Consider the following 24,748-nt stretch of genomic DNA (forward strand, 5'->3'; position numbering starts at 1 on the left):
GAAGAAGGGGGGTGGGGCCGGGTGGCCCCGCCCGGGGGGGGATCAGTGGACGCGGGTGGCGTTCAGGGCGGCCTCCACGATCGGGAAGGTCTGGCCCCACGTGGCCGCCACGGACAGGAACTCGGTGCCGCCGTAGCCGAGGCGGCCGGTGATCTCGGCCTGCACGGGCTCGTCGCTCTTGCGCAGCTCGACGTAGTACGTGTAGCCGCCGTGGCTCACCTCGGTGATCCACTCGGAGCCGTTGACCAGCTTCCAGTAGGTCGAGCTGGCCGCTGCGGTGAAGACGGCGGAGATCGTGGCGGCTTCCATGGCTGACTCCCTATTCTGGGGGTTAGTGGGTGGACACTATGACTAACTTCCGAACACCCCTGGGGTACCGGGTTGATCGCAGGAAATCGGAGAAAGTTGCAGGTCAGATGGCCTTGCCGAGCTGGGCGCGGGCCTCCAGCCGGGCGTCCGCCCAGGCGTGCAGCAGGGCCGTGCCCGCCTCGCCGGCCGCCTCGCCCGGCGCCTTGCCGCCCTCGATGGCGGCCACGTACCGGCGGCCGATGAACTCCACGGCGCTCGCCCGGGTGAAGGTCTCGACCAGGCCCTCCAGGTCGAGGTGCGGGAAGGACTCGTGGAGCGACAGGGCCGCGAAGGCGGCGATCCTGCCGACCGCGTCGCCGAGGTCGCTGGCCTCGCAGGCGGTGGGGATCTGGGTGGCGCTCATGGCTGGGACCTTCCTGGAGGAGGGGGCGGGGCCGGTGGGCCCCGCCTGGTGAACGAGGGTCAGGCGGCGAGGATCGCCTCGCCGACCGCGGTGAGGCTGACCGGCTGGCCGTGGAACAGCGGGCGGCTGGTGTCCTGCTTCGCCCAGCCCTGCGCGATCACGAACTCGACCATGTCCTTGCGGGGCCGCTCGCCGCGCTCGACCTCGACCCGGGTGGCCGCGACCCTGAACTCCTGGAGCCTCACGCCGTTGTCCCGGATGGCCTCCAGGGTCCGCTTCTGGGCCGGGGTCACCTTCGGCACCTCCACCGGGGCGGGCGCCGGCTCCGGGGTGGGCTCCGGCTCCTCGGCCGGGGGCTCGTCCTCGGTGATCTCCATGCCGTCCGTGGCGGACAGGAAGCGGCGCAGCCCGTCCTGCTCGGCGAGGCGCTGCGCGTTGGAGACCAGGCTCGTGCTCATCCCGAATCCCCACTGGAGCAGCGTCTCGATGGCTTCTTCGCGCTGCTTGGCCAGGCCCTCGATCGGTCCGTGGACCTCGATGCGCTTCATGAGCTGGCGCCAGGGCTTCGCGATGCCCGCGCTGACCAGGGCGGCGTCCATGAGGCCGTCGAGGCTCGCACCGTCGACCGTGAGCGCGTTGGTCAGCCGGGTGCGGGCCTTGGCGTCCTGGTCGAAGACGTCCTCGGCGCGGCTGGTGAGGACGCGGTAGGCGGTGGTGACGTTCATGGCGGGCTCCTTGGGGGTGGTGTTAGTGGGTGGACACTATGACTAACGCTGTATCCCCCGTGGGGTACCGGGGTGACGCAAAGAAATCAGGGAAGTTTTCGCAGGTCAGAGCCCTGTGGGGTCAACGTGCGGGCCGTGCGAGCCCCGCGCCTTAGTGGGGAGGCACTAAGCTGCGCGGCATGGAACGCCCCGAACTCCCCGCCGTCTTCGCCGCCCTCGCCGAGCTGGCCGGTGAGCCCACCGTCGAGCGCGCGCAGGTCCTCGGCCGCGCACTCAAGGCCGTCCCCGACCTGTCCGCGTGGATCCGCTCCGAGAGGCAGCGCACGGTGCGCGCCCTGCTCGACATGCCGCAGCACAGCGCCAAGACCCTGTCCGGCCCGCTGGAGGTCACCCCCCAGCGCGTCCACGACATCGCCGCCGGGCACCGCGCGACCGAGAACAGGCGAGCAGCCGCCGCGAAGGCGGCGGCCAAGGACTGACCTGCCCGCGCGGGTCAGCACGCTGCACCGAAGAGGTCGAGCTGCTCGGCGTCGTCGGGCGCGGTGGTCAGCTCGGGCATCGGCGCCGGGAGCGGCCGGGGTGTGTTCGGCAGCTCCGGGCGCGACGTCGGGCGCTCGGCTTCGGCGCGCAGCTCGGCGACCAGGTCGGCCGCGATGCCGTGCTCGGCGATCTCCTCGTCGGTGGGCACCCAGCCGGCCGGGCGACTGCGGCCGAGGCGGTGCGTGATGCCCTGCACCCGCGCCCACACGTCCCACAGCCGCTCGTCGCGCGCCTCCCAGGCGTGTAGCTCCTCCATCGCGGTGTACGTCGCTTCCCGCTCGGCCAGGCGCAGCCGGTACTGCTCCTCGGCGGACGCGCTCTGGTTGGTGTGCAGCTCGCCGCCTAGGAGCGGGCGCAGGGGCTGTACGTCGGCGGGGCCCTTCGGGACCGGCACCGGGCGGTAGACCCGCCACAGGTGCAGCGCCTCGCGGCCGTCAGCGGTGACGCTGACTCGCTTCGAGTCGGGCCCGAACGGCTCGGAGATGACGAGGAGTCCGGCGTCGACCAGCGGCTTGAGCCGGGCGGGCTCGACGCGCCGACCGGCGTAGCCGGGCTGGGGGAAGAAGCGCAGCGCGCCCGAGCGGTACTGGAGCTGGACGGCCGCCGCGACGGCCATCAGCTCGGCCTGGTGGGTCGACCAGCCGAGCGCTTCGGCCCGCTTGCGGCCCCATGCCCGCTCGCGGGCTCCCTCGAGGACGCGCTCCGCCACGGAGCCGGCCGCGGGTGCCTCGGGCGCGGCCGGGGCGGGCTCGGGCTCGACGGGCGCGGGCGGCGTGGCCGGGGTCGGCGAGGTCTCGCGGACCCGGGCGCCGTAGTTGGCGACGGTAATCATCGGGCGGTCGCCGCTCGGGTAGCGCACCGAGACGCGGAACGGGTACGGGCCTTCGCCGGCCAGGCGCTCGATCTCATCGGCCTGGGCGGCGATCGTCTCGTCCGTGTGGCGGGTGAGGGCGAGGACGAAGGTGCCGATCCGCTCGCCGTTGCGGTACTCGCCGGTGACGCGGAAGTCATCGCCCTGGACCAGGCCGAGGCTGCGCAGGATGCGGGCGATGGCCACGGTCGGGGTCTTGGGTGGGGTGGTGGGGCTCACGGCGTCTCCCGGAGGGGTATTAGTGGGTGGGCACTATGATTAACGCTGAGGGCAGGCTGAGGTACCGGTGTCCGGACAGGAAATCCGCAGGTGAGAGCACTGTCCGATGGTTGTCCGGGCAGTGTCCGGACAACCGCCCGGACACGTCCGGGGACGTGTCCGGACAGCCCGCTCAGGTGAGGTCGGCGAGCAGCACGGTCGCGTTGTCCGCGTACGGGTCCTCGGGGTCCTCGGCCTTCGACCGCTGGATCGACGTCTCGACCGCGAGGTCCACGAACTCGGTGGCGACCTGGCCGATCGGGTCGTGCTCCAGCTCGACGTACAGGTCATTCCCGTCCTCCAGGTGCGGTTCGTACGCACCGTCGGAGAGCAGGGCGAGGCGGCACGGCCCGTCGAGCGGGACGCTCCAGGTCTCGATCGCCGGGTGGTTGTACTTCGCCATCGCCTGGTCGTCGGTGAGCACCCCGCCGAGGTACGAGGTGATCATGTTGCGGTTGCCGCCTTCCGGGTACAGCGCGGTCGGGGGGTAGACCCGGCGTGCGTTGTGGTCCTCGGTCAACCGGTGGGCGATGCCGCGCCGCAGGAGGTAGGCGCGGACGTCTCCGCACCAGGCAAGTTGCAGCGGCTCGCCGGGCACGTAGAGCGCGACGAGCGCGGCGGCCGAGGGCATCCAGCGCGCCATCTCCGGGTCGTGGCGGTCGAGGTCGGCCGCGTAGTCGGCGTAGATGTGGCGCAGGCCGGCCTCCGCGTCCGCGCGGCGGGAGGCGGCGCGGGCCAGGCGGCGGGCCGCGGTGCGCGTCCACTCGCGGACCCGGCTCCCGTCGCCGATCCCGTCGAGCACGACGAAGGCGCGGGCGCCGCTGGGCGCGGTGTGGATGGCCGTGGCGTCGCACTGGAAGGAGCGGAGGCCGATCGCCTGGGCGGTGGCGTAGGTGCGCATGGGGGGGTCCGTTCTGTCGGTAGGTCAGGCGGCGATGAGGAAGGCGTCGGCCTGGACGGTGGCGATGAGCCGCCAGATCTCGCCGGGGGTGATGTCGAAGGGGACGGGCAGCTCGGCGACGAGCTGGTCACCGTCGAAGACCGCGAGCCGGCCGGGGAGGTGCTGGCCGGTGCGCGCGCCCCGCAGCGGCCGGTAGACCGTGGGGTGCGCGTCGATCCGGCCATGGAGCTCCACCGCGGCGGCCAGCTCGGCATGCTCGGCGTGCACGTCGATCAGCGCGATCAGCGCAGCCCGCACCACGTCCTCGTCGCGGCTGTCGAGGTGTCCGGCCTCGGTGACGGCCAGGAGGCGGGCGCGCAGCGCGCGTTCGCGGCGGGCGTGCGCCGGGTCGGCGGGCATCAGGTCGGCCATGCCCGGGTTGTAGCCGGTCAGCGGGGCGGACGCGTAGCCGATGACGTCGGTCGGGAAGCCCTCGGGGGCGGTCGTACGGGCGCGCCACAGGATCGTCTGGGCGCGCTCGGCGATGTCGTGGCTGCCGCCGAGGCCGAGGAGAACCGCGGCGGCCTGGCCGAGCTGGTGGGCGGTCAGGCGCAGTTCCCTGCCCTGCGGGTGGCCCTGGGCACGGCCCCGGATGACGCCGGCGAGGAGGCGGGCGCGGGTGGCGGCCTTCACGTACTGGTTCATGGCGCGGGTCCTCTCTGCGGGTGGGGGTCAGCTGGCGATTTCGAGGGCGTGCACGGCGATCCGGTGCTTGCACATGTAGATCGCTTTGAGGCCGGCCGGGCAGTTGCAGGCGGCGCGGGCGGTCCGGTAGTTGCTGCCGCCGTCGCTGGAGACGACGAGGAACACGCGGTTCTTGCCGGTGCGGCGCAGGGGGACGACCGCGCCCTGCTCCAGCAGCTCGACCGCCTTCTCGACCAGGTGCGGCTTGTACTGGCCCAGCTCGGGGGCCTTGGTGGCGCGGCGGATCTTCCTCCTGCACTTCGGGCCGTAGCCGTCGGGTGAGGGGCAGCGCAGGATGCGGTGGCACTTGAGGCATCGGGTGGGGTGGGGGGTGGCGTCCTGTGCGCTCATCGCGGGCCTCGCCTTACTGGGTGGTTTGTGGTGACAACTTCATTCTTTCCCAAGTCAACTTTGGGAAACCAATTTGGGTAAAGATGGGAGGCAAAGGGTCGGCAAAGATCGCAGGTCCCGGGCATGTCCGGCGGCCGGGCCGGACAGCACGACGCCCCGCCCTCCACCTGGGAGGACGGGGCGTCAGCCGTGTCCGGACTACTGTCCGGACGTGTCCGGCTCGCCGTCCGGCCGCTCGCACGAGCCGTGGGTGTCGCAGTTGCAGCGCCCGCACCCGACGCACATCTGGTCGGCTTCCAGGCCGCACCGCCCGCACCCGCCGGTCTCGTCCAGTTCCTCGTCGTCCAGCGCGAGCGTCAGCTCGACCAGCGAGTCCCGGGTGAACCGGAGCCGGCGCACGCACCCGCCGTCGCAGTACGCGCTCTCGCCGAGACCGACGTACAGGCTCTCGTGGCCCTCGCATGCGTAGTCCGAGGGGTTCTCGGCGGGCGCGACCTTCACCGTCAGGTCGTAGACCTCGATCACACCGACGCCTTCGACGTCGGCGCGGGAGCGGACGGCGCCGACCTCGGCGATCATGTCGCTGTCGTTGTCGACCTGCTTGCCCTGGGCGCGGGCCACCCCGTAGATGAGGGTGCGCAGCTCGCCGCCGTCCTTCGCGGTGAACGTCTTCTCCTCGAAGGCGGGGTGCTCGATGGTGACCTCGTACATGGCGTTCTCCTCGGTGCTCGCGGGGCGGTGGTCGAGCGGGGCGGGCCGGGCGGCCCGCCCCGTGGAGCTGGGGGTCAGCGGGCCGGGGTCTGGGCGGCGTCCGGCTGCGGGCGGTGCGCGAAGACGCACAGGGACGAGGGGCGCAGCGGCTCGACGGCCCAACCCGCGTCCTTGAAGCGGTCCGCGAGGGCGTCGAGCGCCGGGCCGTGCCAGCCGTCGTCCCGGCGCCGGGCCAGGCCGCGCTCCAGCCAGTACGCGGCGACCAGGCCGTGGCCGCGGGGCTCGACCGCGAACCCGCGCACCGGCAGGTCGGTGTCGGAGGGGTCGGTCATGTCGTGCTCGTCGGTCAGCGTCGCGCACGCCAGGCCGTCGAGAACACCGAGGGCAGCGCCGACGTCGGGGGTGCCGCAGTGCCTCGGGGCGCAGCCGCGCGCGACGTTCGCCAGGTGGGCGGGCCGACGATCGGCGGCCTCCACCGCGGCGGCGTACCCCGGGCAGTGCTTGCGCAGGAACTCGATTGCGGCCGTGAGCCGCGCCAGGGCCGCCCGCCACTGCGGGTCCTCCGGGTCGGGGTCGCTGGCCACCCGCGTGGAGGCTTCGTTCGCGGCCTGGAGCATGTCGTTCACCTGCCGCACGGTGGGCTCGGCGTCCGGGGCGTGGTCGTCCCGAAAGGCGACGTGCAGCTCCCGGGCCTGCTCGCCGGCGAGCCGGGCGGACTCGGCGTATCGGCCCTCGCCGACCTCGCTGATCGGCACGGCCAGCGTGTGCAGCTCGCCGTGTCGGACGGTCAAGGCGACCGGCCACGCCAGGTTCAGGATGCCGACCACTTTCTCCGAGGCGATGACCAGCACGTCGCCGTCGCGGATCTCGTCGTTCCACTGCGTCGCGTCGTACGCCTCGCGGGTGCTGTCGAAGCGGTGCGCGCGCGGGTCGGTGACCGGCGCCTTGGCGGCGGCCTCCTCAGCTTCGCGGCGTTCGGCGATCCGCTCGGCGGCCTCCGCGCAGCCCTTGCAGAGCACGGGCACCCGGGCGGCCTGCTCCTCGTTGAGCCTGCGCTCGACCGGCTCGTGGCAGAGGGTGATCACCGCCGCCGGGTCCGCGAAGTGCGGCTCGAAGTCGTTCTTGCTGTGGGCCAGGTCGACGTCGGCCCGCCGGGCGAGCGCGCGGATCTCCTCGTTGCGGTCGCCGGGCTCGATCGAGTCGGCGAAGGCGCGGGCGGCGGCGGTCAGGGGAGAGGCGGGCTCGGCGCGCTCGGCGGCCAGCTTCTCGGCGTGGGCCACGCAGTGGGAGCAGAAGCGGGGCGCGGCGGCGGCCTCGGCGTCGGTCATGCGCGCGCCGGTTTGCCGGGTGCAGACGGCCGGGGCGCCTTCGGTCTCCGCGTAGTGGGGGAGGGCGGTGGTGGCGCTGCGGACCGGGATGAGGCCGGCCAGCTCGTGGAGGGGGCGGGTGTTGGTCATGGCGCGTGGCCTCTCGGGTGGGTGGTGAGTGGTTCAATCACCATCATACCCAAATGAACTTAGGTAAACCGACTTGGGTAAAGTTTTCGCAGGTAGATCGGCCCCAAGCCCGCTACGGCTACCGCGTTTGCCAAACCCCGCTTGTGGAATACTCGAACCTATGGCCACCAAGAAGACGCCCCGTCCCCCGTACGAGCCGAGCGACGACCTGCGCACCGCGCTGGCCGAGCTGGCGGCCGAGGAGGTGTCGTACGAGGAGAAGCGGCAGGCCACACGCAAGGCGGTCGCCGACGAGCTGCGCGCCTCCGGGCAGTCGCACGGCCGGGTCGCCGAGCACACGCCGTGGACCGAGGAGACCGTGCGCGGCATCGCCACCGAGTACGACGTGCCGCCGAAGACGCCCGGCAAGGTGCCACCCCCCTACGAGCCGAGCCCCGAGTTCACCGCCGCGCTGGCCGCGTGGGCGAAGGCGGAGGAGGAGTTGGGGAAGAAGCGCACGGCCGCGCGCAAGGCGGTCGCCGACGAACTGCGCACGTCCGGCGTCTCCCAGGCCAAAGTCGCCGCCCACACCCCGTGGACAGAGGCGACCGTCCGCACGATCGCCCGGGAGTACAAGGTCCCGCCGCTGCGCAAGCCGACGGTGCGCTCGATCCGCGACTGACCCGGGTCAGCCCTTCCGGGCCGGGTCACCCTGGCCGGCCTTCGCCTGAATCCGGGCGATCTCCACCTTCGCCCGCGCGAGCACCGCGGTGACCGCGACCACGCAGCCGCCGAGCAGAACCCACACGAACGCCGTCGTACCCGCCATGACGCCACCCTCCGACCTGCAACCTGGGCGGGGGAGCGTACCGCCTCCGGACATGCCGAGAGCCGCACACGAACGTGTGCGGCTCTCGTGTGCCCGGCCCCGCCCCAGCGGCGCCGGGGGCCTACCCCAGCCGGACCGCGATGCCGACGACGATGACGAGCGTCATCAGCGCGCCGGCGACCCACTGCCCGAGCGGGATGTCGGTGAAGCGAAACGGTTCGGGCTCGATCACCCGCTCGCCGTCGGGGACGTGGCCGCCGTGGAACAGCACGCGGTGCTTGCGGCGCTCCTCGTCCAGCCCCGTGCGCGTCAGCACCGGCGGCGACGTCGTGCGGCACTGGCCGCATCGGTACTGGAGGCTCATCCCGACTCCTGCTCTCATTTCAGATCACCCCCCATCATGGCGGACAGGTCGGACCTGCGGGTACCAGTCGTCACTTCTTCTCCCTGCGGCTGGGGTGGTACTCGATCGTCCAGACGGACGGCCCCCGGTCGACGTCCTGGACGAAGCGGTGGCCGCGCGCCAGGTCCTCCGCCGTCCAGTCGTTGCCGTCTACAGCCAACCCCTCTTCGGGGGCGTTGGCGGCGTTGTTGGCGTTGGCGTTGGCGGGCTGACCTGCGGCAACACCGGACCCCTGGGGGGCGGCCAGGGGAGGGGGCGGGGCCGGGAAGTCGTCGCGGTGCACGCCGGGCCCATTCCCGACTGGTGTTCGGACCCCCGGGCGGTGGGGGATTCCGGCCCCGTCCAGCACCCTCTTCACGGCCTGGGAATCGGGCAGACCGAGGTGCTTGTACAGGGCCGTGTGGAGTACCCCACTGCCCCCTCGATAGAGGTGGTGCAGGGCCGCCGCGATGGCCTCCCGGGAGGGGTCGGCGGCGGCCTCCTCCGGCGCATCTTCCGGGGCTTCAGGGGAGCCCTCTTCCGGGTCCTCCTCGGCGTCCTCGGCGGGGGTGTCGGCGCGGCGCGTGAAGCGGGCCAGCAGACGGGTCCGCGCGGGCGCGGGCGCGGCCTCGTTCACGACCTCGGTCGTCGTCTCCTCGGCGGCCGGGGCCGGCTTCTTCGCTGGGGCCTTCCCCTTGCCCTTGTCGGCGGCCTTCTTCGCGGGCTTGCTCTTGGGGAGCGCAATCCGGCCGGTGGCCGCGAGGACCACGGCGGCCAGGAACGCCGCGCCGATCACCCACGGGGCGATCGGGAAGGTCGCCGCGGTGCTCGCCGTGCCGTATGCGACGAAGCCGGCCGCGCCGAACCGGGCGCCGACGCTGCCGTGCTTGCCGTACTTCCCCGACAGCCAGCCGAGGAGGAGCGCCAGGAGCACGCGCAGCCCGCGCAGGTACCAGGCCGTCATCTTCACCAGGTCGCGCAGGAGTCGGCCGGCCCCCGGATCAGCGGCGGCCCGGCGACGCGCCCTGCCTCGACGGCGAGCGGGCCGAGCTCGGCGAGCGGGCGCACGTCGTAGTACGGCTTCAAGTCCGGCATCCAGCCGCGCCGCTCCCCCTCCTCGTCCTCCTTGTCCTCGACGTCGACCAGGTCCTCGACCTCGTCGGCGTCGTCGTCCTGGTCGACATCGGCGAGCAGCTCTTCGGCGGCCGGGATGTCGGCCGCGGGGGACGGGGCGACGGGGGGCGGGACGGGCACAGGCCACTCCGCCGGGCCCGGCGTCTCGTTGGGGCCGAACTCGGGGTCGGGAACGGCGTGCAGGTGAGCGGGGCTCATGACGCGAGCTGATGAGCGGCGGCGGCGACCCTCTCGGCGAGGATGCCGAGGCCGCCGTTGGCGCTGACGGCGACGTACCAAAACGCGATGCCCATCATGACCACGCCGCGACGGCTGAGCTTCTTCCACGCGATGATCGCCAGCATGCACAGGCCGATCGCGGGGAGCGTCATCCCGGGGATGAAGCTGTTGACGACCTTGATCAGGTCGTTGACCAGCCCGCGCACGAGGGAGAAGGGCCAGCCGGCGGCGGCGTAGGACGCTCCGGCGAGGACCGACAGGGCGAGGCACCATCCCCAGCTGAGCGCATTGGCCTGGCCGTCGCCCTTGGTGCCGACGATCAGCACGACGGTCAGGACGGCGGCCAGTCCGACCGGACCGAGGGTGCCGATGAGCGAGTTCATGATCTGTTCCTTCGCGGGTGAGATCAGACGGGGAGGTGGGGCGTGCCGTACAGCAGCGAGCCGACGACCATCGAGACCATGGGGATGCGGGCGGCGAGCGCGAACGGCGGGAGCCAGCGGCGGGTCTTGTGGTCCCACGCCCAGACGCCGATGGCGACGCCGTACCAGATCACGACGTAGAACGCCATCCACGAGTGGTAGGTGTGCACGAGGTAGGCGACCTCGGCGGTGAAGAACTGGGGGACTCCGAGCGCGAAGCCGCCGGCGAGCGCCGTGCCGTTGTAGAGCAGCCAGCGGGACTGCGAGGAGCGGCTGATCCACCAGTCGACCAGGGACTGCTTCGGGGCGGGCTTGCTCTTGAGGTAGCCGGGGCGCGCGTACGTCTTCTCTCCGGACCCGCGCACGCTCCAGCGGCGGCGGATCGCGGCCGGGACTTCTCCCCCGTCGCCGTCCTGCTCGACATCGGCGTCCTTGACGTCCTCCAGTTCGTCGTAGTCGTCGGGGACGGGGAGCTGCGTCTCGCAGTCCGCGCACCAGTACGCGACGAGCTGCCCGGTCGGCTGCGACCGGACCGCGTGCGGGTTGGGGTGCTCGCACGAGCCCTTGCGCGCCGTCGCAGGCGCGGGGGCCGGGGAAGCGGCGGGCACGTCGGGGTACAGCTCCTCCTTGCAGTCCGGGCACCAGAACGGGACCTGTTCGCCGGTCTCCCCCAGTTGGAAGGTGCTCGGGTTGGGATGCGTGCACACGGGACCGGCGATGACCGGCTTGGGCTCCCACCAGGCCGGGGCGCGGTCGCCGGGCCGCAGCGGGGCCGGCTGCGCCGGGACCGCCGCGGCGACCGGCACGGTCGGCGCACTCTCGGGCTCGGCGGGCGCGGGCTCGGGCTCGGGCTGCGCCTGGTCCTCGTCGGGCTCGGCGGCCTCGTCCGGAGTCACAGCGTCGGTGAGGCGCTGGAGCAGCGTCCGGGGGCGGAGGTCCACAGGGTCACTTCCTTCGGTACGCGGGGAAGAGGGCGGCGGCGCGGGGGCCGGGGTGCTCCCCCGCCGCGCGGTAGCGGCGGTCCAGGGAGTGCAGGACGGCGAGGACCTGGTGGGCCGGGACGATACGAATGGAATCGAGCACCCATTCGCCTCGGGGGTGCGGACTTTCCGCCGGACCTTCCATGGACACGAGCGGGATCACCGGACACCCGAGGGCAGCGGACACGGCGCGGGCCTCGTGGCGGATACCGTCGAGCCGCGCGCTGACGTCCCGGTCGCCGTGCAGGAGGCGGCCGCCGACGACCCGGAGCGGGTAGCGGGCGGACCACTTCTTGCTGTCGAGGACGACTACGACGCCGCGCGGGCTGACCAGCAGGTGATCCACGTTGGCCCGGCCGGTCGGCAGGGCGCGGTCGTGAAGGACCGTCCATCCCTGGCGGGCGAGGGGCTTGAGGCGGGCCGCGGTGCGCTTCTCCCCCACCGAACCGGCGGCCCACTGCTTCGCCTGGCGACCGCGCACGGTCTGGACGCCGAGGAGTTCGGCGAGGCGGACCAGCGGACTGCGGAGGCGGCGGGCCTGGGCGGCTGCGGAGGAGCCCGCGCCGGGGCGCTGCTGGGCCTGGAGGTACCAGGCGACGGCAGCGGCCACGACGAGGAGCATGACCATCACGTGGTCTCTCCCAGCACCCGGCGCAACACCTCGGCTTGGTCCTGATCGCCGCTCTCGGTGATCAGCGCCAAGGCCCGGGACAGATCGGCTTCGTCTACCTTGGCCTGCAAGGCCAGTACGGCGACCAGATCCTGTTCCCCCTGCTCGGAGATCAGGGCCAAGATCCCGCTGAGGTTGCCGGTCTGAGCAGCCAGTACCGCCAGTACATCGGCGAGGTCCTGCTCACCGTTCTTGGCCACTGCGCCCAGAGCGGCAGCGAGTTCGTCGCTGCTGTTCACGATGCTTTCGCCTTTCGGGTGGGGTCGATGCGCTGCGCGGTGCGGCGCACGGAGTCGGCGAGGGACGGCCGGTCCGGGTGGCCGGCCGCCTTCACGGCGGCGACCAGCTCGGCGTCGGTGACGTCGGAGTTCGCCGCGATCTCCTTCCTGCAGATCGCGGCGATCGCCGGGCGCGTGATCTCCGCGACCTGCGGCACGGGCCCGGGCTGCTCCTCGCCGCCCTGGTCCTCAGCGGCCGGAGGGACCGGAGGGACCGAATCGGACGGGGCCGGAACGGGAGCCGGGGTGGGCTTGGGCTGTCCGGACGTCGGCGGGACAGGGCTGCTGACCGGCTCGGACACCGTCCGGACAACCGGCGGCGGCTCGTCCGGCGGGGTCAGGCTCCGCGCGGCCTCGGCCCGGCTCAGGATCGCGTCGGCTGCCTGGAACTCGGCGCCGCCGACGGCCCGCTGGTACGCGGCCCGCCGGTTGAGCCTGCGGACCCGGGCGGCGAGCAGCGCGCGCCCGGCGAGCTTCTGCTCCTGCTCGGCCACCCAGTGGGCCACGCCGGCGTCCAGCGGGACGGCGTACTCGCGCAACAGCAGCCACCACGCGCCCTTGGCGATCAGGTCGACGCACGCGCCGAACGCGCCCGCCCACTGCTGGTGCAGCGTGTGGCCGTACGCGGCGACCGCGCCCATGCTGAGCAGCAGGAAGAACCACCCGGCGACCTTCGCGGGGCGGGCCCGGTCGGGCGCGGTGCGGTTCAGCCACTCGATCGCCAGGCAGTAGATCCAGGCGATGGCGAACACCGAGCCCATGCCGTACGAGATGACGGCGGGCACGAGCGGGTGGAGGAGGCCGCCGAGGCTGGCGGTGCCGCCGATCACGGCGATGGCGGTGAAGGTGATCGCGATGCCGGTGACGCCGCGCAGGATCAGCTCGTCCCACTCGCGCGGCGGGACCGGCTCCCACCCGTCGACGCTCACCCGGCGCGTCGAGGGGACACCGTCGATGACGGTCGTCTCCTCGCGGAACCGCGGGACCTTGCGGTACTTCACGCCTTCGATGCGCGGCTGCTGATCGGGGGCCTGGTCCATCGCTCTACCTCTCGTGTGCGATACGGGGATGGCCGACCTGCCCCGGGTGGGGCGGGCCGGCCGGTTCCGCCGCTAGAGCCCGTGGCGTTCGCGCTCCTGGCGGCGGTCGTTGTCCTCCCACGCCTGACCGGCGCGGGCGGAGTCGCGGACGTCGATCGCTCGCCCGATCCGTCGCTTGATCTGCTTCTTGGTGGCGAGGTCGGCGGCGAGCTGGCGGTCATTGCCGCCCCTCATCCAGTCGGGGACGATCTTCATCGCGGCCCCCGATCGGCACCGGCGGCCTGCGAGCCGTGCTCGGCCGCGGTCGCGTCGGCGTTCTTGACGGCCTGCGGGTCGCGCTGGGCGGCACCGGCCTTGTAGGCGGCGGCGGCCTTCTCCTGCTCGGACATCAGCGCACCCCCGCCACGGCCGCGACGATCAGGACGGCGAGCGCGAGGCTGGACTCAGTCCAGCCCTTGCACTTCGAGCAGACGAACTGGCGGCCGTCGCGGCGCATGGTGCGCGCACAGCACTTCGGGGCGCTGGCCATCAGGCACCCGCCTTCGAGGCGGGGCGCGACTCGGGGACGGTCGGCTTCGGGTCGGGCTGGGTGCGCTGGCCGGGGATTCCGGTGATGCGGGGGATGGCGGGATCGTTCGGGCCGTCGGGCCAGTCGTGGCCCGCCGTGGCGGCGCGGCGGAGGATCAGCGCGAACTCGCCGCGCGTGGTGCCGGGCACCAGCTCGGGCGCGGTGGCCAGCGCCGCCTTGGCGAGGGCCTGCGCCGTGCCGTCCAAGCTGCGGCCGGTGAGCTTGTACGCCTCCGCGCCGAAGGCGACGAGCAGCGAGGACTGCTCCAGCTCCTCGGTGGGGTTGGTCTTGGTGAAGTGGTCGGCGACGGCGACCAGGACGCGGCTAACGTCCTCTCGGTCTCGGCCCACGGCGTTCAGATCAGTAACCTGTGCCATGCGTCAGCTCCTGTCGGTAGCAGGTCTGGCGTGGCCCCCGGTCGGCGTTTCCTAGGCCCCGACCGGGGGCGACTTGTTGGCGCGAGAGTGGCGCTCGATTGCCCAATTTACGGGAGTCCCGTAAATTGAGCAACCGGCCATGTGAAAGAGGGTCCGGATGGCCGACGAACTGGCAGGCGGCGAGGAAGAGGTACGGCGCGTGTTCGACGCACTGGATGGCCTCAAGGCCATCGAGGATCCGAAGGTGCGGGCACGAGCGATCACGGCGTTCCTGAAGGAACAGCAGCCCCGGCTACGGGAGCTGAGCCGACTGCGGCGTGAGTACGTCCAGGAGCAGCGCAAGCAGAAAGTCCCCCGCTGGAAGATCGGCGAGGACATCGGCGTGTCTGCCTCGACCGTCCAGGACATCGAGCACGGCTACTCCGGCTCCGGCCGGACGCGGCCACCGAAGGACGAGGCGACGAGTGACGCTACAGAAGAAGTCGGAGACGAGTAGGCCAGCCGCCGTTTACCGCCTGTGGGCGGAAGACGGGACGCTGCTCTACATCGGGTCGGCGTACGACCCGGAGGAGCGGTGTAAGGATCACCGCGACAAGCCGTGGTGGCCGTTGGTGCACTCGCGGTCCGAGGAGAGGCAGGACAGCTGAGTGGGGGCCTACATCGCGGAGTTGGAGCAGATCCGGGCCGAGCAGCCACCGCACAACGTGATGGGCACGGCTCGGTACACGGCCCCGGACAGCCCCGGGCTGCGCTGGCGGAACGGTCTCAACGGCGTTCGCGCCCGCGCTCTGCGTGACGCGCGCCGCCTGCGCCAGGAGACCTGGTGCGCTGGGAAGAAGGACGGGTTGCCGGAAGCCGAGGTGTTCCGCCTGGGCGATCTGACCTACATCGCTGTTTTGGAGGCGTCGGGGGCGTGGACCGCCCGGGTGGCCGAACTGCGGGGCGAGCACACACGCAGGTACGGCCCCTCCTCGCGATGACGCGGTTCGTCCTCGTCCGGGTGATGTGCCGCGATTCCCCGTTGGTGATCTGATCTGTGGGTCTATCGTGCGGTCCGCTCAGGATCACCGCACGCAGGAGGAAAGCGGGCATGACGACCACACCAGACCAGCAGCCACCGCAGTACGCGGGGCCGCCCCCCACCGTGATCATCAACAACAGCTCGTCGGCGTCGGCCGCCGCTTCGACGGTCGTCGGCGGGTACGGCGCGGTCCGTCGGCGGCGCCAGTCGTTGTGGGTCCACTTCTGGCTGCTGATGTTCACGGCTGGGATCGGCAACGTCTTCTACGCGGTGCACGTCCACCGGTGGAACCGCGACCGCGGCCTGTGACCGGCTGACCGACTCCTGCTCGGCCCCTGGGTCGACGTAACGAGGCCCTTCCCGTGCGCGAACTACGGGAAGGGCCTTCGTGGTTGCAGGGCCGCCGGTTGTGATCCCGCGCCGCGCGACAGGTCTTACCGCCTGCGGCTGCCCGCCAGGCGCTGCGCGAGCAGCGGCCGGCCCTGCGCGCGCCAGGGTAGCCGGTCCGGACTGTCCGGACACGGTGTCCGGGCAATGTCCCAGCCGTTCAGGGCTGTGTCCGGTGTCCGGCGGCGATGGCGGCGGCGAGGCCGATCCATCCCTTGTGCCACGCCTGGTCGAGCAGCGCCCCGGCGCGCGGGTCCTTGGTGAGCCAGTCCTTCTTGCCCATGTCGTGGGCGATGCGGACCAGGAGCGGGGCGTCCGGGTCGGTCCGGGCCCAGTGTCCGGCGCAACGGTCGGCGACGTAGTGCGTCAGCGCCGACACCGCCAGGCCGGCCGCCGCGCGCCGCCAGTCCAGGCCGAGGCCGAAGCGCCGGTCAGCCGCCCACAGGGCGGCGGCCTGGGTGGCCGTGTACGAGGTGACGTGCCGTGCGCACGCGGCAGCGCCTTCCGGGCCGTGCTTGCCCTTCGCGACGGCGTCGCTGTTGCGCTGGACGATGTAGTCGCCGACTTCGTGGGCCGAGGTGAGGACGCCGTAGGCGACGGCGAAACGGACGGCTGCGCTGCTGATGGTCGACTGCATGATGGGACTCCTTCGGTTGATCTCCAGGTTTCCGGCGGTCGCGCTGCCGTACTGCCCACGGCTGGGCGGTACGGGTGTGGCATCCCGCACGGCGCGCGAGAGCGGCCCCTCTTCTCCGGGTGGGAGGCAGGGGCCGCTCTCGGTGTCCGGACGGTGTCCGGGCTGGTCAGACGGTTGTCCGCTGGGCGGGCGCGGGGAATCCGGCTGCTGGGGGCCGGCTGGTGTCGGTCGACAGGAACAGGCTGGTGCCCCACTCGACGTGGTACTCGGCCGGTTCGTCGCAGGCACGCGGCCACGCGCGGGCCTCGGTCGTCGGGATGGCCTCGCCGAGCGCCAGCACGCTGTGACCGGGCAGAACGTCGACCTTGTGCTCGTCGACGTCGAGGCGCTTCCACCGGGGGACGAGGAGGTACAGCGTCTCCCCGCCGGGCGTCTTCGCCCAGGCGTCGACGGCCTGCCACGTTCCCCGGCGCTGCCACAGCCCTTGCGCCAGCGCCGGGAGGACGAGCCGGTTCGGGTGGTCGTCGGGCGCGGCGAACGCGACCAGGCCGGGGGCGGCCCGTGCGTACGGGAACGGGCCGGTGGACTCGTACACGGCGGGCTGGTGGGTGCGGTAGACGTAGGCGAGCATCACCGGCTCGTCGAACCGGTACGTGACCGCCTGCTGGTGGTCGGGCTCGTCTTCGTCGCCGGCGTACGGCGTGATCCGCACGGCCACGCACGGCGCGTACGTCGGCGGGCTCGACACGATGTCGTCACCGGACACGGCGCGGCTCCTTCCGGTTCCGGCCGCGCGGCGGCGGGCCGTACGGGCTCGCCCACGCCGGCCGGTCGCGGTGCGCCGCGGCGGCCTGCTGGGCGACGGGCTGGAACGCGCGGACAAGGTCGGCCATCGCCGCGGCGGCGGCCTTCGCGATCGGCTGGAACGCCTCGATCACCTTCCGCATCGGGGCGAACGCTTCGGCGAGCACCGCGTTGGCTTCGACGATGACGAGGTGCGTGTGCGGGCCGGTCTCGCGGCGGCGTCGCTGGACAACGGCGGTGGCGGCCTCGTCGGCGGTGAGGCCGTGGTTGCGGACGAGGCGGGAGATCAGCAGCAGTGCGGCGCGGGCGCTGGCCTGCTCGGGCGTCATGGGCGCGGGTCCTTCCGAAGGAGGTCGGCGGGCAGGTCGAACGCGGAGCGGATCGCTTCGGCGACCTCGGCGCGGCGGCCGGCCGGGGGCGGAGCCGGCTCCGGCTCCGGCTCGGGTGGGTGGAGCTCGGCGGCGACGGCGGCCAGGCCCTCGGCGAAGGCGGCGCCCATGAGGTGGCGCGGCACCCGGGCCCGGTACTCGACGCGGACACCGCCGGGCGTGTCCGGACACTCGCTGTCCGGGCGTGTCCGGACGGTGTCCGCCCTGGTGGGCAGCGGTCCGCAGTCGACGGTCTCGCCGACGTCCAGGCCCGTCCGGACGTGTCCGCCGGACCTGTCCGGACGCTGCACGGACGCGGCGTCGTCGGGGGTCGTCACGGGGTTGCCTCCTGCCGGTCGACGGCGGTCAGGGTGGCCTCGGCGCGGGCTTTGCCGTCGGCGTCGGTGATGACGTCGAACGTCCACGGGGAGCCGTCGCCGGTGCTGAGCAGGCTCCAGCCGGTGCACTCGCCGGCGTCGTCGTAGTGCATGGCCAGCGCGAGGCCGCGGGGGTGGAGCGCCACGCGGTTGAGGAGCCACAGCAGGCCGGAGTCGCGTAGCTCGGCCAGGGGACGGGGCTCGCCCGGCGGGCGGTGCGGGGGGACGTTGGGCGGGGCCGGGGGCTCGGCGGACTTGACGTCGTAGGACTGCGGGAGGCACATGCGGGCGCCGCCGTAGCCGTCCAGGAGCAAACTTGGGTCGTCGGCCAGGCCGATGAGCCGTCCCTGCCACACGGCCTTGTCCGTCGGGTGGGTGACGGTCACCCAGCCGCCCATGTAGCCGAGTAGGGTGTCGCGGTCCGTCATGACTCACCGCCAGTGCGGGCCCGGCGGGCGGCCAGCTCCTCGGGGCAGTTGACGGTCCGGCAGCCCTCTTCGACGTAGCAGCCGTGCACGCAGCGCGCCCGGTTGTAGTGCGGGTCCTCGTCGCGGCGTGGTGCCCGCCGCGGCGGGACGGTGGGCCGCTTGTGCCAGCCCATCGGCTCATCCTGCGTCTCGGGATCCCAGGCGGCGACGCTGTCCGCGACGGCCTGCGGGTCGCGCGGGTAGCACCAGCCGTGGTCGTACGCCCAGGCACCGTCTTCGTTCTTCGGCACAGCGACCAGCCGGATGTTGAGGCCATGCCACAGCCACAGGTAGCGGTGCGTGGCGTCGGCGGCGAGTTCGTAGCCTTCCCAGTGCTCATCCAGGATCGGCGGTTCGTTGATCTGCACGGTGGTCCCTTCGGTCAGGACAGGTTGCGGTCGGGCGGCGGTAGCTCGGACCAGCCGAACGGGGACTCGCCCCGGTCCTGGTCGCAGACGACACCGGCGATCTCGGCGAAGAGGGCGTCAGCTCCCGGCGGCGGGGCCGGGGCGGTTGTGGTCGGTTTCACCGGGTTTCCTTCCACCAGAGGAGCATGGGGCAGTAGGGGTCGTGGCGTTCGCCGAGGCTGGTCCACCAGGTCTCGCAGCGGCACTCGGGCGGCAGGGCGGACGCCCTCTCGATCGCGGCCAGCTCGTCGACCGGCCCGACGTACGGCGCTCCGTGCCGGTAAACGGCGACGACGCGCAGGAGGCGCGCAGCGTGGCAGAACTCGCGGCGCACGGCGAGGAGCAGCCCGGCCGACGTGGAGAACAGGCCGGCCGCGTACAGGAAGTCGCCAGACGCGAGCGCGGAGGCACCGGCCCAGGCCGCGAGCAGGTACGCCATCGCGTACAGCGAGACCAACACCATGCGGGCCGCGTTCACCAGGTCTTCCCTTCCTCGCGCTGGCGGCGCTTTCGCGCGACCTCGTACTCGGCGGTCGCGGCGGCCATCGCGAACACCGCCCTGATGGCTTCGGCCAGGTCGTCGGTGCCGTAGCGGTCGGACGGCTCGGCGACCGCCCAGAACAAGGCGTGCGCGGTGTCCTGGTCGCGGTTCGCCCAGGCGGTGACGAAGTGGGCGGCGAACCGCAGCGGCGGTGGCAGCAGCTCGGCGTCGGCCGGTCCGTCCGGGCCGATGACCTCCATGCCGAACGAGCTGCCTGGGCTGGCCTCGCGGGCGTCGCTGGACGCGACTTCGGCGAGGGAGCCGAGGAGCGCGTACGTCGAGCGCGGTCCGGCGTCGACGAGCGGCTGGAGCAGCGCCAGGCCGCGTTCGGTGTCGCCGGCGACGCTGTGCGCCAGCGCGTCCAGGATGGTCTGTGCTTCGGTGGCGGGCATTGCGTCGGGTCCTTTCGGTCGTACGGTGGGGGGCCAGCCCGCCCCCGGTTGCCACGGGGGCGAGCTGGCTGGTCGTCAGGCGACGCGGCGCTCAGCGCCACAGCCGCACGTCTCGGTCCGCAGGTAGTGATCGCGCCGACAGGGATGGCAGCGCCACATGAATCCGGCGCGCAGCGCCACCCTCGTCACCGCGTTGGTCTCGGTGGCGGTGGTGGCCTCGGCGAGGAGCAGCGTCACGGCCTGCGACTTCAGCTCGTCGTCCAGCACGGGGGACTCGATCACGGCGTGATCTCCAGTTCTTCCAGGGGTTGTCCGCTGTCGATGTGGGCGTGCAGCTCGCGCAGGCGGGCCAGCGCCCGGCCGTCGCGGCGGTTGAGCGCCCTGCGGGCGGGCTCGGGCAGTGCGGCCCAGCAGGCGCCGCACAGGTACCAGCGGGACGGCTTCGGGGTCCGGCAGGCCCGGCACGGGGTCGCCGTGTACGCGCCGCGCGGCAAGGACTGGCCGGTCACCGCTCGTCCCCCGCCTGCCGGGTGGCCATCTCGTCGTAGGTGTCGAACAGCTCCGGCCAGTCGTCGCCCGGGTGCAGCACCTCGGGCGGGAGCCGCCGCTGGGCGACGGCCAGGCGCACGCCGATGTGCCGGTGGCCGACGGCGGCCAGCCACCCGGCGCACGCGATCTCGCGGCCCTCCGGCGTCTTGTGGCACGCGAACAGCGGCGCCCCGATGCCGGGCTCGTGGCCTTCGCGCTGCTCGCTGGTGACGCGCAGCTCCTCGTACCGCGACGCCGGGAACTCGCCGGGCTCGACGTCCTTACGCCACGGGCAGTTCCCGCACGGGCGGCGCCGGTACGGCACGGCCCCCGAGACGCACCGGGCGGTCACGCGGCAGCCCCGGGTAGGGCGGCGCGGAGCTTGGCCAGGTGCTCGGCGTGCGCGCGGCCGACCTCCGGGGTGCAGTACCGGGCGAGGACCGCGGGGTCCATGCCGCTGCGGCATTCCGGGCCGATGCCGAGCGTCTTCGACGTCTCGTCGCGCAGTGCCCGCCCGCAGCTCCAGCACCGCGTCCGCAGGTCCGCGAAGCAGCGGGCCGCGACCTCGGGCCGGCCGCGATGGCGGCCACGACCTTCTCCAGGTACGCGCGCCGCGTCTTCGACCAGGCCGACACGAACTCGACGCGGTCCAGCGGGTCGGCGGGGAGCTGCCACCGCTGCGGGATCGGCGGGCCGTAGACCGCCCTCGCCGGCCAGGGCCGCAGCGAGTTCGCCCGCGCGGTGCGTACGCGCCGCCAGTACGTGACCGTGGTGTCGTCGTCCGGGTCCAGGAGGGCGTAGTACCCGTCCTCGACCCGATCCAGCTCGGGCCACTCCAGGGTCGCCGTCATCGGTCACCTGCCGTGTCGTCGCCGAACAGGCCGGACAGCTCGTCGGCGTGATCAGTCAGCCAGTCGCTGGCGTACTGCCGGGCGAGGCGGGTGGGCACGCCGCCCTCCTCGTACATGTCGACCAGGTGCTCCGCGACGGTGCGGGTCTCGGCGTCCGCGTCCGGTTCGTCGGCGATGGGCCTCCACCGTCGGACGACGTCGTACCGCGGCTCGACCTCCTCGGCCTCGACGGTGTCGCCGTACCAGCCGTGGTTTTCCGGGGGCGGGCCGAGTTCGTAGTCACCCGTGTCCAGCTCGGCTTCGTAGGTGACGGCGTAGGTCTTGTCGTCGTCGGCGCGGAAGACGCAACGGCGCTGCATCGAGTACTTGAGCGTCGTCACCGGCTCGTCGGCGAGCACGGTCTCGCTGTACTCGATTTCCTCCGGGCTGTCCGGCGGGACGCCGAGGTCCGCCAGCTGGGCGCGGGTGAACTGCCGCATGGGCATTCAGATCTCTCCTTCATCGGTGTGCACCTCGGCCGCCGGTACGGCGAGCTGCTGCTTCGAGGGGTGACGGCCGCCGACGATGAGCGCGCGGGTGACCGCCTGCGGGCCGTACCGTTCGGTGGCCGCGTCCTGGCCGTGCTCCTCGATGTGCCGAAGCACGTCGCCGGGCACGAAGTCGTTGGGGATAGGGCGAGCCGGCCGCCGGTGCGCGGACCCGCACAGCAGGCATCCGTTCTCGGCCGTCGGGTCGACGGGGCTGCCGGGGTGCCGCAGGCAGCGGTTCGCCCGCGCGGTGCGCACGCGCCGCCAGTACGTGACCGTGCCCTCGTCGTCCGGGTCGAGGATCGCGTAGTAGCCGTCCTCGATGGCGTCCAGCTGCGGCCATTCCAGAGTGGCTGTCATCAGCTGTCGTCTCCTTCGTCGTTGGGCTCGGCCGCCGTGTGCTGAGGTTGGGGGGTGGGCCAGGTGCCGGCCGCGATCTGCTGCGAGCGGTGGGTGAGCAGCGCCTCCAGGAAGTCGATGTGCCGTTCCAGGCCGCGGCGGTCCGCGCGCCGGGCCACGATGTGGGCCTGGATCGCGTCGGTGCTGGCGTTCTTCGCGAAGCTGTCTAGGTACCGGCGCTGGACCGGGGCCGGGCTGTTCTGGGTGGCCGCTCTTGGAGCCGGGGCGCTGGCCGCGCCGGTCGGCGGGGTGTCGCCCTCGATCCAGGCGCCCAGCGCCTCGGCGTGCGCCGCGCGAGCCTTCTCCGTCGCGGCTTCCGCCCGCTCCGCCTCCTGCCGCAGGTCGGCGAGGTGTGGCGGCGGGGTGTCGCCCTCGATCCAGGCGCCCAGCGCCTCGGCGTGCGCCGCGCGAGCCTTCTCCGTCGCGGCTTCCGCCCGCTCCGCCTCCTGCCGCAGGTCGGCGAGGTGTGGCGCGTGACCCTCCAGCCGGTCGCGCAGCAAGTCCGGCATGATCGCGGTGAGCTTGGCCGGGGTGCGCTTGACCCCGTGACCGGGATCCAGGCACAGGCGGAGGAAGTCACGTACTTCCTCCTCGGTCTGAAACTGCATCAGGCGTCATCTCCTTCGTCGTTGGGCTCGGCCGCCATGGCGCCGGGCCGCTTGGTGGAGGGGTGGCGGCCACCGAGGAGCAGCGCGCGGGTGACTGCCTGCGGCCCGTACCGATCGGTGGCCGCGTCCTGGCCGTGCTCCTCGATGTGCCGAAGCACGTCGCCGGGCACGAAGTCATTGGGGAGAGGTCGAGCCGGCCGCCGCCGCGCGCTGCCGCACAGCAGGCAGCCGTTCTCGGCCGTCGGATCGACCGGGCTACCGGGGTGCCGCAGACAGCGGTTCGCCCTCGCGGAACCACGGGCCGCAGCGACCGCCGCGCGGGCTTTCTCGATCTCGGCCGCCAGCTCGGTGAGCGTGTCGTCGGTCACCTCGCGCCAGGTCGCGTACTCGCACAGGGCGCGCAGGGACGCGCCGATCGCGGGCAGGAACTCCGGGTTCACGCGCTGCTCACCGAGCCCAGCTCGGCGCGCTGCTGGTCGGCGGCGTACACGCAGTCCGGGCACAGGTCGCTGTTCCGCAGCCGGTGTTTCCGGCCGCAGCCGCACACCCGCAGCGGGGCTGTCGGGTCCTCGGCGGGCCACTGGGGGCGCTCACGGCGGCTCTGGGGGGCTCCCTGGCCACCACCAGCCAGCGGCAGTAGGAACGTGCCCTGGACCGGCTTCTCGGCCGCCGCCTTGCGGGCCTTCGCCGCCTCGGCCTCCTTGCGGAGACAGCCGCCGCACTGGTCCCGGTCCGGCCGCAGGATGCGCTGACCGCACTCGCAGAACTTCACCGCCACGTCGGCGGCGCCGTTCTCGAGACCGCCCGGCCGCGCAGCGGTCGCGGTCGTCTCCTGCCGCTCGGGCGAATCGTCTTCGCCTCGCTCGCCCGCGCGCTCCTGTGGTTGAGGTACTACACCAGCCATCTCTTGGGGTAGTTCCTGGGTACTACCTGGGTTGTTCGGGCCGCTGTGGCCCGAACCATTCGGGCCGCTGTGGCCCGAACCCATACGGGCCGCTGTGGCCCGAACCTCGTCGTCCAGGTCGGCATCCAAGTTCGGGCCGCTGTGGCCCGAACTTCCGTCCTCCGGGTCGCCCTCAGAGTTCGGGCCGCTGTGGCCCGAACTTTCGCCATCGTCCGACTTCTTCGGGCGGGCCGTCTCCTTGAGGTAGTGGGCGGCTGCCTCCCACCCCGGCCACGGGCAGTTCACCAGCATGTAGAGCGTCGGCTTGCCCCTGCGCCGCTCCCCGATCACCGCCACGACGCCCGCCCGGATCGCCGCCTCCAGGTACCGCCGAGCGTCCTTCTCGCGACACCCGGAAGCCTTGGCGATGTCCTGGATACGGATCGGCTTCCCGTCGCCGGAGAACCGCAACTGGCCGCTCGCGGACGCCATCGCCCGCATCGCGTACAGCGTCGTCAGGAACCCGCCCTTGAGGGACGTCGGCATGTCCCGCGTCCACTTCCAGGCCAGGGCGTTGCCGAACTCGTGCGGCGGGCATCCGGGAGCGCGCCCGGTGTCCTGCTGCTCGTTCGTCACGGCGTCTCTTCTCGGTCGTGCGGAGGGTGGTGGGGGGAGGTCAGGCAGGGGAGGGCCAACGCCAGATCGGCGGGCTTTCCTTGATCCCTAATGTGTACACTAGCGTACGCTCACGTACATGGGCTAGCCTCTGCGTATGCCTGCGAACACAACCGCCGAGATCGGTGTCCGCGACCTGCGAACCCAGCTGTCCGACGTGCTGCACGAGAGCACCGTCCGAGGCCGGATCACCTACGTGACCAGCCGCGGCCGGCGAGTTGCGGCGATCGTGCCGGTGGAGATCGCGGAGGCCGCCGAGAGCGCCCAGCAGCCGGGGGAACAGCCCTCGGCCTGACCGAGGAGAACCGCCGTGCCGCCGCTCGAAGACCAGCCGACAGCCGTGTACCGCCTCTACGGGGCCGACGGGACACTGCTGTACATCGGCTTGACCAACTCGCCTGAGACGCGCTGGAAGTACCACGCGCTGACGAAGGAGTGGTGGCCGCTCGTCGCGCGGAAGACCGTGGATTGGCGCCCGAACAGGCTCGATGCGGAGCGCACCGAAGCCGCAGCGATCCAGGCAGAAGGACCGCGGCACAACTGCATCCACTCGCCTGTCGGACCCGACGACATGCCGCTCCGGGACGCGCGGAGTGCGCTCGGTCCGCCGGTGGACAGCGTGCGAAACCACGGAGAGCACCGCTGGATCACGCGGCACGGCCGCCGAGCGGCGGTCGTCGTGCCGCTCGGCTTCTACGAGCAGGCCCTTGCGGACCGCGCCGCCCGGGGCGAGACCCCCGCCGGCTGAC

At 72.6% G+C, this 24,748-nt stretch carries 47 protein-coding genes; 7 read left to right on the plus strand and 40 right to left on the minus strand.

The window, feature by feature from the left end:
• Positions 1-42: 42 nt before the first annotated feature.
• From VSR01_RS17260 to VSR01_RS17270, 3 genes are all read right to left on the minus strand, one after another.
• A complete protein-coding gene (locus VSR01_RS17260) occupies positions 43-309 on the minus strand; it encodes a hypothetical protein (RefSeq protein WP_326450107.1) in 267 nt (88 codons plus the stop codon).
• A 103-nt stretch (positions 310-412) separates the two neighbouring features.
• The gene (locus VSR01_RS17265; RefSeq protein ID WP_326450108.1) at positions 413-712 is read right to left on the minus strand and encodes a hypothetical protein; all 300 of its coding nucleotides are present in this window, start codon (positions 710-712) and stop codon (positions 413-415) included.
• A 59-nt stretch (positions 713-771) separates the two neighbouring features.
• The gene (locus VSR01_RS17270; protein ID WP_326450109.1) at positions 772-1,437 is read right to left on the minus strand and encodes a hypothetical protein; all 666 of its coding nucleotides are present in this window, start codon (positions 1,435-1,437) and stop codon (positions 772-774) included.
• A 179-nt stretch (positions 1,438-1,616) separates the two neighbouring features.
• Here VSR01_RS17270 and VSR01_RS17275 point away from each other — a divergent pair, with 179 nt between their 5' ends.
• The gene (locus tag VSR01_RS17275; protein ID WP_326450110.1) at positions 1,617-1,916 is read left to right on the plus strand and encodes a sigma-70 family RNA polymerase sigma factor; all 300 of its coding nucleotides are present in this window, start codon (positions 1,617-1,619) and stop codon (positions 1,914-1,916) included.
• 14 nt (positions 1,917-1,930) lie between these two features.
• Here VSR01_RS17275 and VSR01_RS17280 read toward each other — a convergent pair whose 3' ends face one another.
• The 6 genes from VSR01_RS17280 to VSR01_RS17305 form a co-directional block, all read right to left on the minus strand.
• Positions 1,931-3,067 carry a hypothetical protein gene (locus tag VSR01_RS17280; protein WP_326450111.1) on the minus strand — a complete coding sequence of 379 codons (1,137 nt, stop codon included), beginning with the start codon at positions 3,065-3,067 and terminating at the stop codon, positions 1,931-1,933.
• Positions 3,068-3,239: 172 nt separating this feature from the next.
• A complete protein-coding gene (locus tag VSR01_RS17285) occupies positions 3,240-4,007 on the minus strand; it encodes a protein phosphatase 2C domain-containing protein (RefSeq protein WP_326450112.1) in 768 nt (255 codons plus the stop codon).
• A gap of 24 nt (positions 4,008-4,031) precedes the next feature.
• Entirely contained in the window at positions 4,032-4,691 is a 660-nt protein-coding gene (locus VSR01_RS17290; RefSeq protein WP_326450113.1) for a hypothetical protein, read from the minus strand.
• A gap of 27 nt (positions 4,692-4,718) precedes the next feature.
• Entirely contained in the window at positions 4,719-5,081 is a 363-nt protein-coding gene (locus VSR01_RS17295) for a hypothetical protein (protein ID WP_326450114.1), read from the minus strand.
• Positions 5,082-5,279: 198 nt separating this feature from the next.
• Complete coding sequence (locus VSR01_RS17300) at positions 5,280-5,792, minus strand: hypothetical protein (protein WP_326450115.1); 513 nt, start codon at positions 5,790-5,792, stop codon at positions 5,280-5,282.
• Positions 5,793-5,866: 74 nt separating this feature from the next.
• Complete coding sequence (locus VSR01_RS17305; protein WP_326450116.1) at positions 5,867-7,249, minus strand: hypothetical protein; 1,383 nt, start codon at positions 7,247-7,249, stop codon at positions 5,867-5,869.
• A 160-nt stretch (positions 7,250-7,409) separates the two neighbouring features.
• On the opposite strand from VSR01_RS17305, the gene VSR01_RS17310 reads away from it, so the two are divergent.
• Positions 7,410-7,910 (plus strand): hypothetical protein, encoded by a 501-nt coding sequence (locus VSR01_RS17310; protein ID WP_326450117.1) that lies wholly within the window; start codon positions 7,410-7,412, stop codon positions 7,908-7,910.
• Positions 7,911-7,916: 6 nt separating this feature from the next.
• Here the strand turns inward: VSR01_RS17310 and VSR01_RS17315 are convergent, their stop codons facing one another.
• The 13 genes from VSR01_RS17315 to VSR01_RS17375 all read right to left on the minus strand — a co-directional run bounded on the left by VSR01_RS17315 (position 7,917) and on the right by VSR01_RS17375 (position 14,127).
• Positions 7,917-8,057: a hypothetical protein gene (locus VSR01_RS17315; protein ID WP_326450118.1), complete on the minus strand. Its 141-nt coding sequence runs from the start codon at positions 8,055-8,057 to the stop codon at positions 7,917-7,919.
• 121 nt (positions 8,058-8,178) lie between these two features.
• On the minus strand, positions 8,179-8,421 hold the full coding sequence (locus VSR01_RS17320; RefSeq protein ID WP_326450119.1) for a hypothetical protein: 243 nt from the start codon (positions 8,419-8,421) through the stop codon (positions 8,179-8,181).
• Positions 8,422-8,491: 70 nt separating this feature from the next.
• Positions 8,492-9,403, minus strand: a complete 912-nt coding sequence (locus VSR01_RS17325; RefSeq protein ID WP_326450120.1) for a hypothetical protein — start codon at positions 9,401-9,403, stop codon at positions 8,492-8,494.
• A 2-nt stretch (positions 9,404-9,405) separates the two neighbouring features.
• Complete coding sequence (locus tag VSR01_RS17330) at positions 9,406-9,771, minus strand: hypothetical protein (RefSeq protein WP_326450121.1); 366 nt, start codon at positions 9,769-9,771, stop codon at positions 9,406-9,408.
• A complete protein-coding gene (locus VSR01_RS17335; protein WP_326450122.1) occupies positions 9,768-10,175 on the minus strand; it encodes a hypothetical protein in 408 nt (135 codons plus the stop codon). The genes VSR01_RS17330 and VSR01_RS17335 overlap by 4 nt, the downstream gene beginning before the upstream one ends.
• 23 nt (positions 10,176-10,198) lie before the next feature.
• The gene (locus VSR01_RS17340; RefSeq protein WP_326450123.1) at positions 10,199-11,155 is read right to left on the minus strand and encodes a hypothetical protein; all 957 of its coding nucleotides are present in this window, start codon (positions 11,153-11,155) and stop codon (positions 10,199-10,201) included.
• 4 nt (positions 11,156-11,159) lie between these two features.
• Positions 11,160-11,822: a nuclease-related domain-containing protein gene (locus tag VSR01_RS17345; protein WP_326453691.1), complete on the minus strand. Its 663-nt coding sequence runs from the start codon at positions 11,820-11,822 to the stop codon at positions 11,160-11,162.
• Positions 11,822-12,103: a hypothetical protein gene (locus VSR01_RS17350; protein ID WP_326450124.1), complete on the minus strand. Its 282-nt coding sequence runs from the start codon at positions 12,101-12,103 to the stop codon at positions 11,822-11,824. Before VSR01_RS17350 ends, VSR01_RS17345 begins: the two co-directional genes overlap by 1 nt.
• A complete protein-coding gene (locus VSR01_RS17355) occupies positions 12,100-13,182 on the minus strand; it encodes a hypothetical protein (protein WP_326450125.1) in 1,083 nt (360 codons plus the stop codon). The genes VSR01_RS17350 and VSR01_RS17355 overlap by 4 nt, the downstream gene beginning before the upstream one ends.
• Positions 13,183-13,254: 72 nt before the next feature.
• A complete protein-coding gene (locus tag VSR01_RS17360; RefSeq protein ID WP_326450126.1) occupies positions 13,255-13,437 on the minus strand; it encodes a hypothetical protein in 183 nt (60 codons plus the stop codon).
• Entirely contained in the window at positions 13,434-13,571 is a 138-nt protein-coding gene (locus VSR01_RS17365; RefSeq protein ID WP_326450127.1) for a hypothetical protein, read from the minus strand. Before VSR01_RS17365 ends, VSR01_RS17360 begins: the two co-directional genes overlap by 4 nt.
• On the minus strand, positions 13,571-13,711 hold the full coding sequence (locus VSR01_RS17370) for a hypothetical protein (protein WP_326450128.1): 141 nt from the start codon (positions 13,709-13,711) through the stop codon (positions 13,571-13,573). The genes VSR01_RS17365 and VSR01_RS17370 overlap by 1 nt, the downstream gene beginning before the upstream one ends.
• Positions 13,711-14,127, minus strand: coding sequence for a hypothetical protein (locus tag VSR01_RS17375; RefSeq protein ID WP_326450129.1), 417 nt, complete (start codon positions 14,125-14,127; stop codon positions 13,711-13,713). The genes VSR01_RS17370 and VSR01_RS17375 overlap by 1 nt, the downstream gene beginning before the upstream one ends.
• Positions 14,128-14,284: 157 nt before the next feature.
• On the opposite strand from VSR01_RS17375, the gene VSR01_RS17380 reads away from it, so the two are divergent.
• The 3 genes from VSR01_RS17380 (at position 14,285) to VSR01_RS17390 (ending at position 15,457) form a co-directional block, all read left to right on the plus strand.
• A complete protein-coding gene (locus VSR01_RS17380; protein WP_326450130.1) occupies positions 14,285-14,623 on the plus strand; it encodes a hypothetical protein in 339 nt (112 codons plus the stop codon).
• A 151-nt stretch (positions 14,624-14,774) separates the two neighbouring features.
• A complete protein-coding gene (locus tag VSR01_RS17385) occupies positions 14,775-15,107 on the plus strand; it encodes a hypothetical protein (RefSeq protein ID WP_326450131.1) in 333 nt (110 codons plus the stop codon).
• Between the two features lie 110 nt (positions 15,108-15,217).
• Positions 15,218-15,457 (plus strand): hypothetical protein, encoded by a 240-nt coding sequence (locus VSR01_RS17390; protein WP_326450132.1) that lies wholly within the window; start codon positions 15,218-15,220, stop codon positions 15,455-15,457.
• Between the two features lie 238 nt (positions 15,458-15,695).
• On the opposite strand, the gene VSR01_RS17395 is transcribed toward VSR01_RS17390, so the two are convergent.
• The 18 genes from VSR01_RS17395 to VSR01_RS17480 form a co-directional block, all read right to left on the minus strand.
• Positions 15,696-16,172 (minus strand): hypothetical protein, encoded by a 477-nt coding sequence (locus VSR01_RS17395; protein ID WP_326450133.1) that lies wholly within the window; start codon positions 16,170-16,172, stop codon positions 15,696-15,698.
• A 166-nt stretch (positions 16,173-16,338) separates the two neighbouring features.
• Positions 16,339-16,938, minus strand: a complete 600-nt coding sequence (locus tag VSR01_RS17400; protein ID WP_326450134.1) for a hypothetical protein — start codon at positions 16,936-16,938, stop codon at positions 16,339-16,341.
• Positions 16,928-17,305 carry a hypothetical protein gene (locus VSR01_RS17405; RefSeq protein WP_326450135.1) on the minus strand — a complete coding sequence of 126 codons (378 nt, stop codon included), beginning with the start codon at positions 17,303-17,305 and terminating at the stop codon, positions 16,928-16,930. The genes VSR01_RS17400 and VSR01_RS17405 overlap by 11 nt, the downstream gene beginning before the upstream one ends.
• Positions 17,302-17,682 (minus strand): hypothetical protein, encoded by a 381-nt coding sequence (locus VSR01_RS17410; RefSeq protein ID WP_326450136.1) that lies wholly within the window; start codon positions 17,680-17,682, stop codon positions 17,302-17,304. Before VSR01_RS17410 ends, VSR01_RS17405 begins: the two co-directional genes overlap by 4 nt.
• Positions 17,679-18,149, minus strand: a complete 471-nt coding sequence (locus tag VSR01_RS17415) for a hypothetical protein (protein ID WP_326450137.1) — start codon at positions 18,147-18,149, stop codon at positions 17,679-17,681. Before VSR01_RS17415 ends, VSR01_RS17410 begins: the two co-directional genes overlap by 4 nt.
• Complete coding sequence (locus VSR01_RS17420; RefSeq protein WP_326450138.1) at positions 18,146-18,556, minus strand: hypothetical protein; 411 nt, start codon at positions 18,554-18,556, stop codon at positions 18,146-18,148. The genes VSR01_RS17415 and VSR01_RS17420 overlap by 4 nt, the downstream gene beginning before the upstream one ends.
• A 14-nt stretch (positions 18,557-18,570) precedes the next feature.
• Positions 18,571-18,717 carry a hypothetical protein gene (locus tag VSR01_RS17425; RefSeq protein ID WP_326450139.1) on the minus strand — a complete coding sequence of 49 codons (147 nt, stop codon included), beginning with the start codon at positions 18,715-18,717 and terminating at the stop codon, positions 18,571-18,573.
• A complete protein-coding gene (locus VSR01_RS17430) occupies positions 18,714-19,073 on the minus strand; it encodes a hypothetical protein (RefSeq protein WP_326450140.1) in 360 nt (119 codons plus the stop codon). Before VSR01_RS17430 ends, VSR01_RS17425 begins: the two co-directional genes overlap by 4 nt.
• Positions 19,070-19,528 (minus strand): hypothetical protein, encoded by a 459-nt coding sequence (locus tag VSR01_RS17435; protein WP_326450141.1) that lies wholly within the window; start codon positions 19,526-19,528, stop codon positions 19,070-19,072. Before VSR01_RS17435 ends, VSR01_RS17430 begins: the two co-directional genes overlap by 4 nt.
• Positions 19,529-19,603: 75 nt before the next feature.
• On the minus strand, positions 19,604-19,810 hold the full coding sequence (locus VSR01_RS17440) for a hypothetical protein (protein WP_326450142.1): 207 nt from the start codon (positions 19,808-19,810) through the stop codon (positions 19,604-19,606).
• Entirely contained in the window at positions 19,807-20,037 is a 231-nt protein-coding gene (locus VSR01_RS17445; RefSeq protein ID WP_326450143.1) for a hypothetical protein, read from the minus strand. Before VSR01_RS17445 ends, VSR01_RS17440 begins: the two co-directional genes overlap by 4 nt.
• Positions 20,034-20,408, minus strand: coding sequence for a DUF6283 family protein (locus VSR01_RS17450; protein ID WP_326450144.1), 375 nt, complete (start codon positions 20,406-20,408; stop codon positions 20,034-20,036). The genes VSR01_RS17445 and VSR01_RS17450 overlap by 4 nt, the downstream gene beginning before the upstream one ends.
• Positions 20,405-20,731: a DUF6011 domain-containing protein gene (locus VSR01_RS17455; protein ID WP_326450145.1), complete on the minus strand. Its 327-nt coding sequence runs from the start codon at positions 20,729-20,731 to the stop codon at positions 20,405-20,407. The genes VSR01_RS17450 and VSR01_RS17455 overlap by 4 nt, the downstream gene beginning before the upstream one ends.
• A 172-nt stretch (positions 20,732-20,903) precedes the next feature.
• Positions 20,904-21,392 carry a hypothetical protein gene (locus VSR01_RS17460; protein WP_326450146.1) on the minus strand — a complete coding sequence of 163 codons (489 nt, stop codon included), beginning with the start codon at positions 21,390-21,392 and terminating at the stop codon, positions 20,904-20,906.
• Entirely contained in the window at positions 21,393-21,794 is a 402-nt protein-coding gene (locus VSR01_RS17465) for a hypothetical protein (protein ID WP_326450147.1), read from the minus strand.
• Positions 21,794-22,441 carry a hypothetical protein gene (locus VSR01_RS17470; RefSeq protein ID WP_326450148.1) on the minus strand — a complete coding sequence of 216 codons (648 nt, stop codon included), beginning with the start codon at positions 22,439-22,441 and terminating at the stop codon, positions 21,794-21,796. Before VSR01_RS17470 ends, VSR01_RS17465 begins: the two co-directional genes overlap by 1 nt.
• Positions 22,441-22,881, minus strand: a complete 441-nt coding sequence (locus tag VSR01_RS17475) for a hypothetical protein (protein WP_326450149.1) — start codon at positions 22,879-22,881, stop codon at positions 22,441-22,443. Before VSR01_RS17475 ends, VSR01_RS17470 begins: the two co-directional genes overlap by 1 nt.
• A complete protein-coding gene (locus VSR01_RS17480) occupies positions 22,878-23,960 on the minus strand; it encodes a hypothetical protein (RefSeq protein WP_326450150.1) in 1,083 nt (360 codons plus the stop codon). The genes VSR01_RS17475 and VSR01_RS17480 overlap by 4 nt, the downstream gene beginning before the upstream one ends.
• A gap of 136 nt (positions 23,961-24,096) precedes the next feature.
• On the opposite strand from VSR01_RS17480, the gene VSR01_RS17485 reads away from it, so the two are divergent.
• On the plus strand, positions 24,097-24,294 hold the full coding sequence (locus tag VSR01_RS17485; protein ID WP_326450151.1) for a type II toxin-antitoxin system prevent-host-death family antitoxin: 198 nt from the start codon (positions 24,097-24,099) through the stop codon (positions 24,292-24,294).
• A 15-nt stretch (positions 24,295-24,309) separates the two neighbouring features.
• A complete protein-coding gene (locus VSR01_RS17490) occupies positions 24,310-24,747 on the plus strand; it encodes a GIY-YIG nuclease family protein (protein ID WP_326450152.1) in 438 nt (145 codons plus the stop codon).
• Position 24,748 lies beyond the last annotated feature (1 nt).

Origin of the sequence: Actinacidiphila sp. DG2A-62, from assembly GCF_035825295.1 — a bacterium.
Lineage (GTDB): Bacteria > Actinomycetota > Actinomycetes > Streptomycetales > Streptomycetaceae > Actinacidiphila.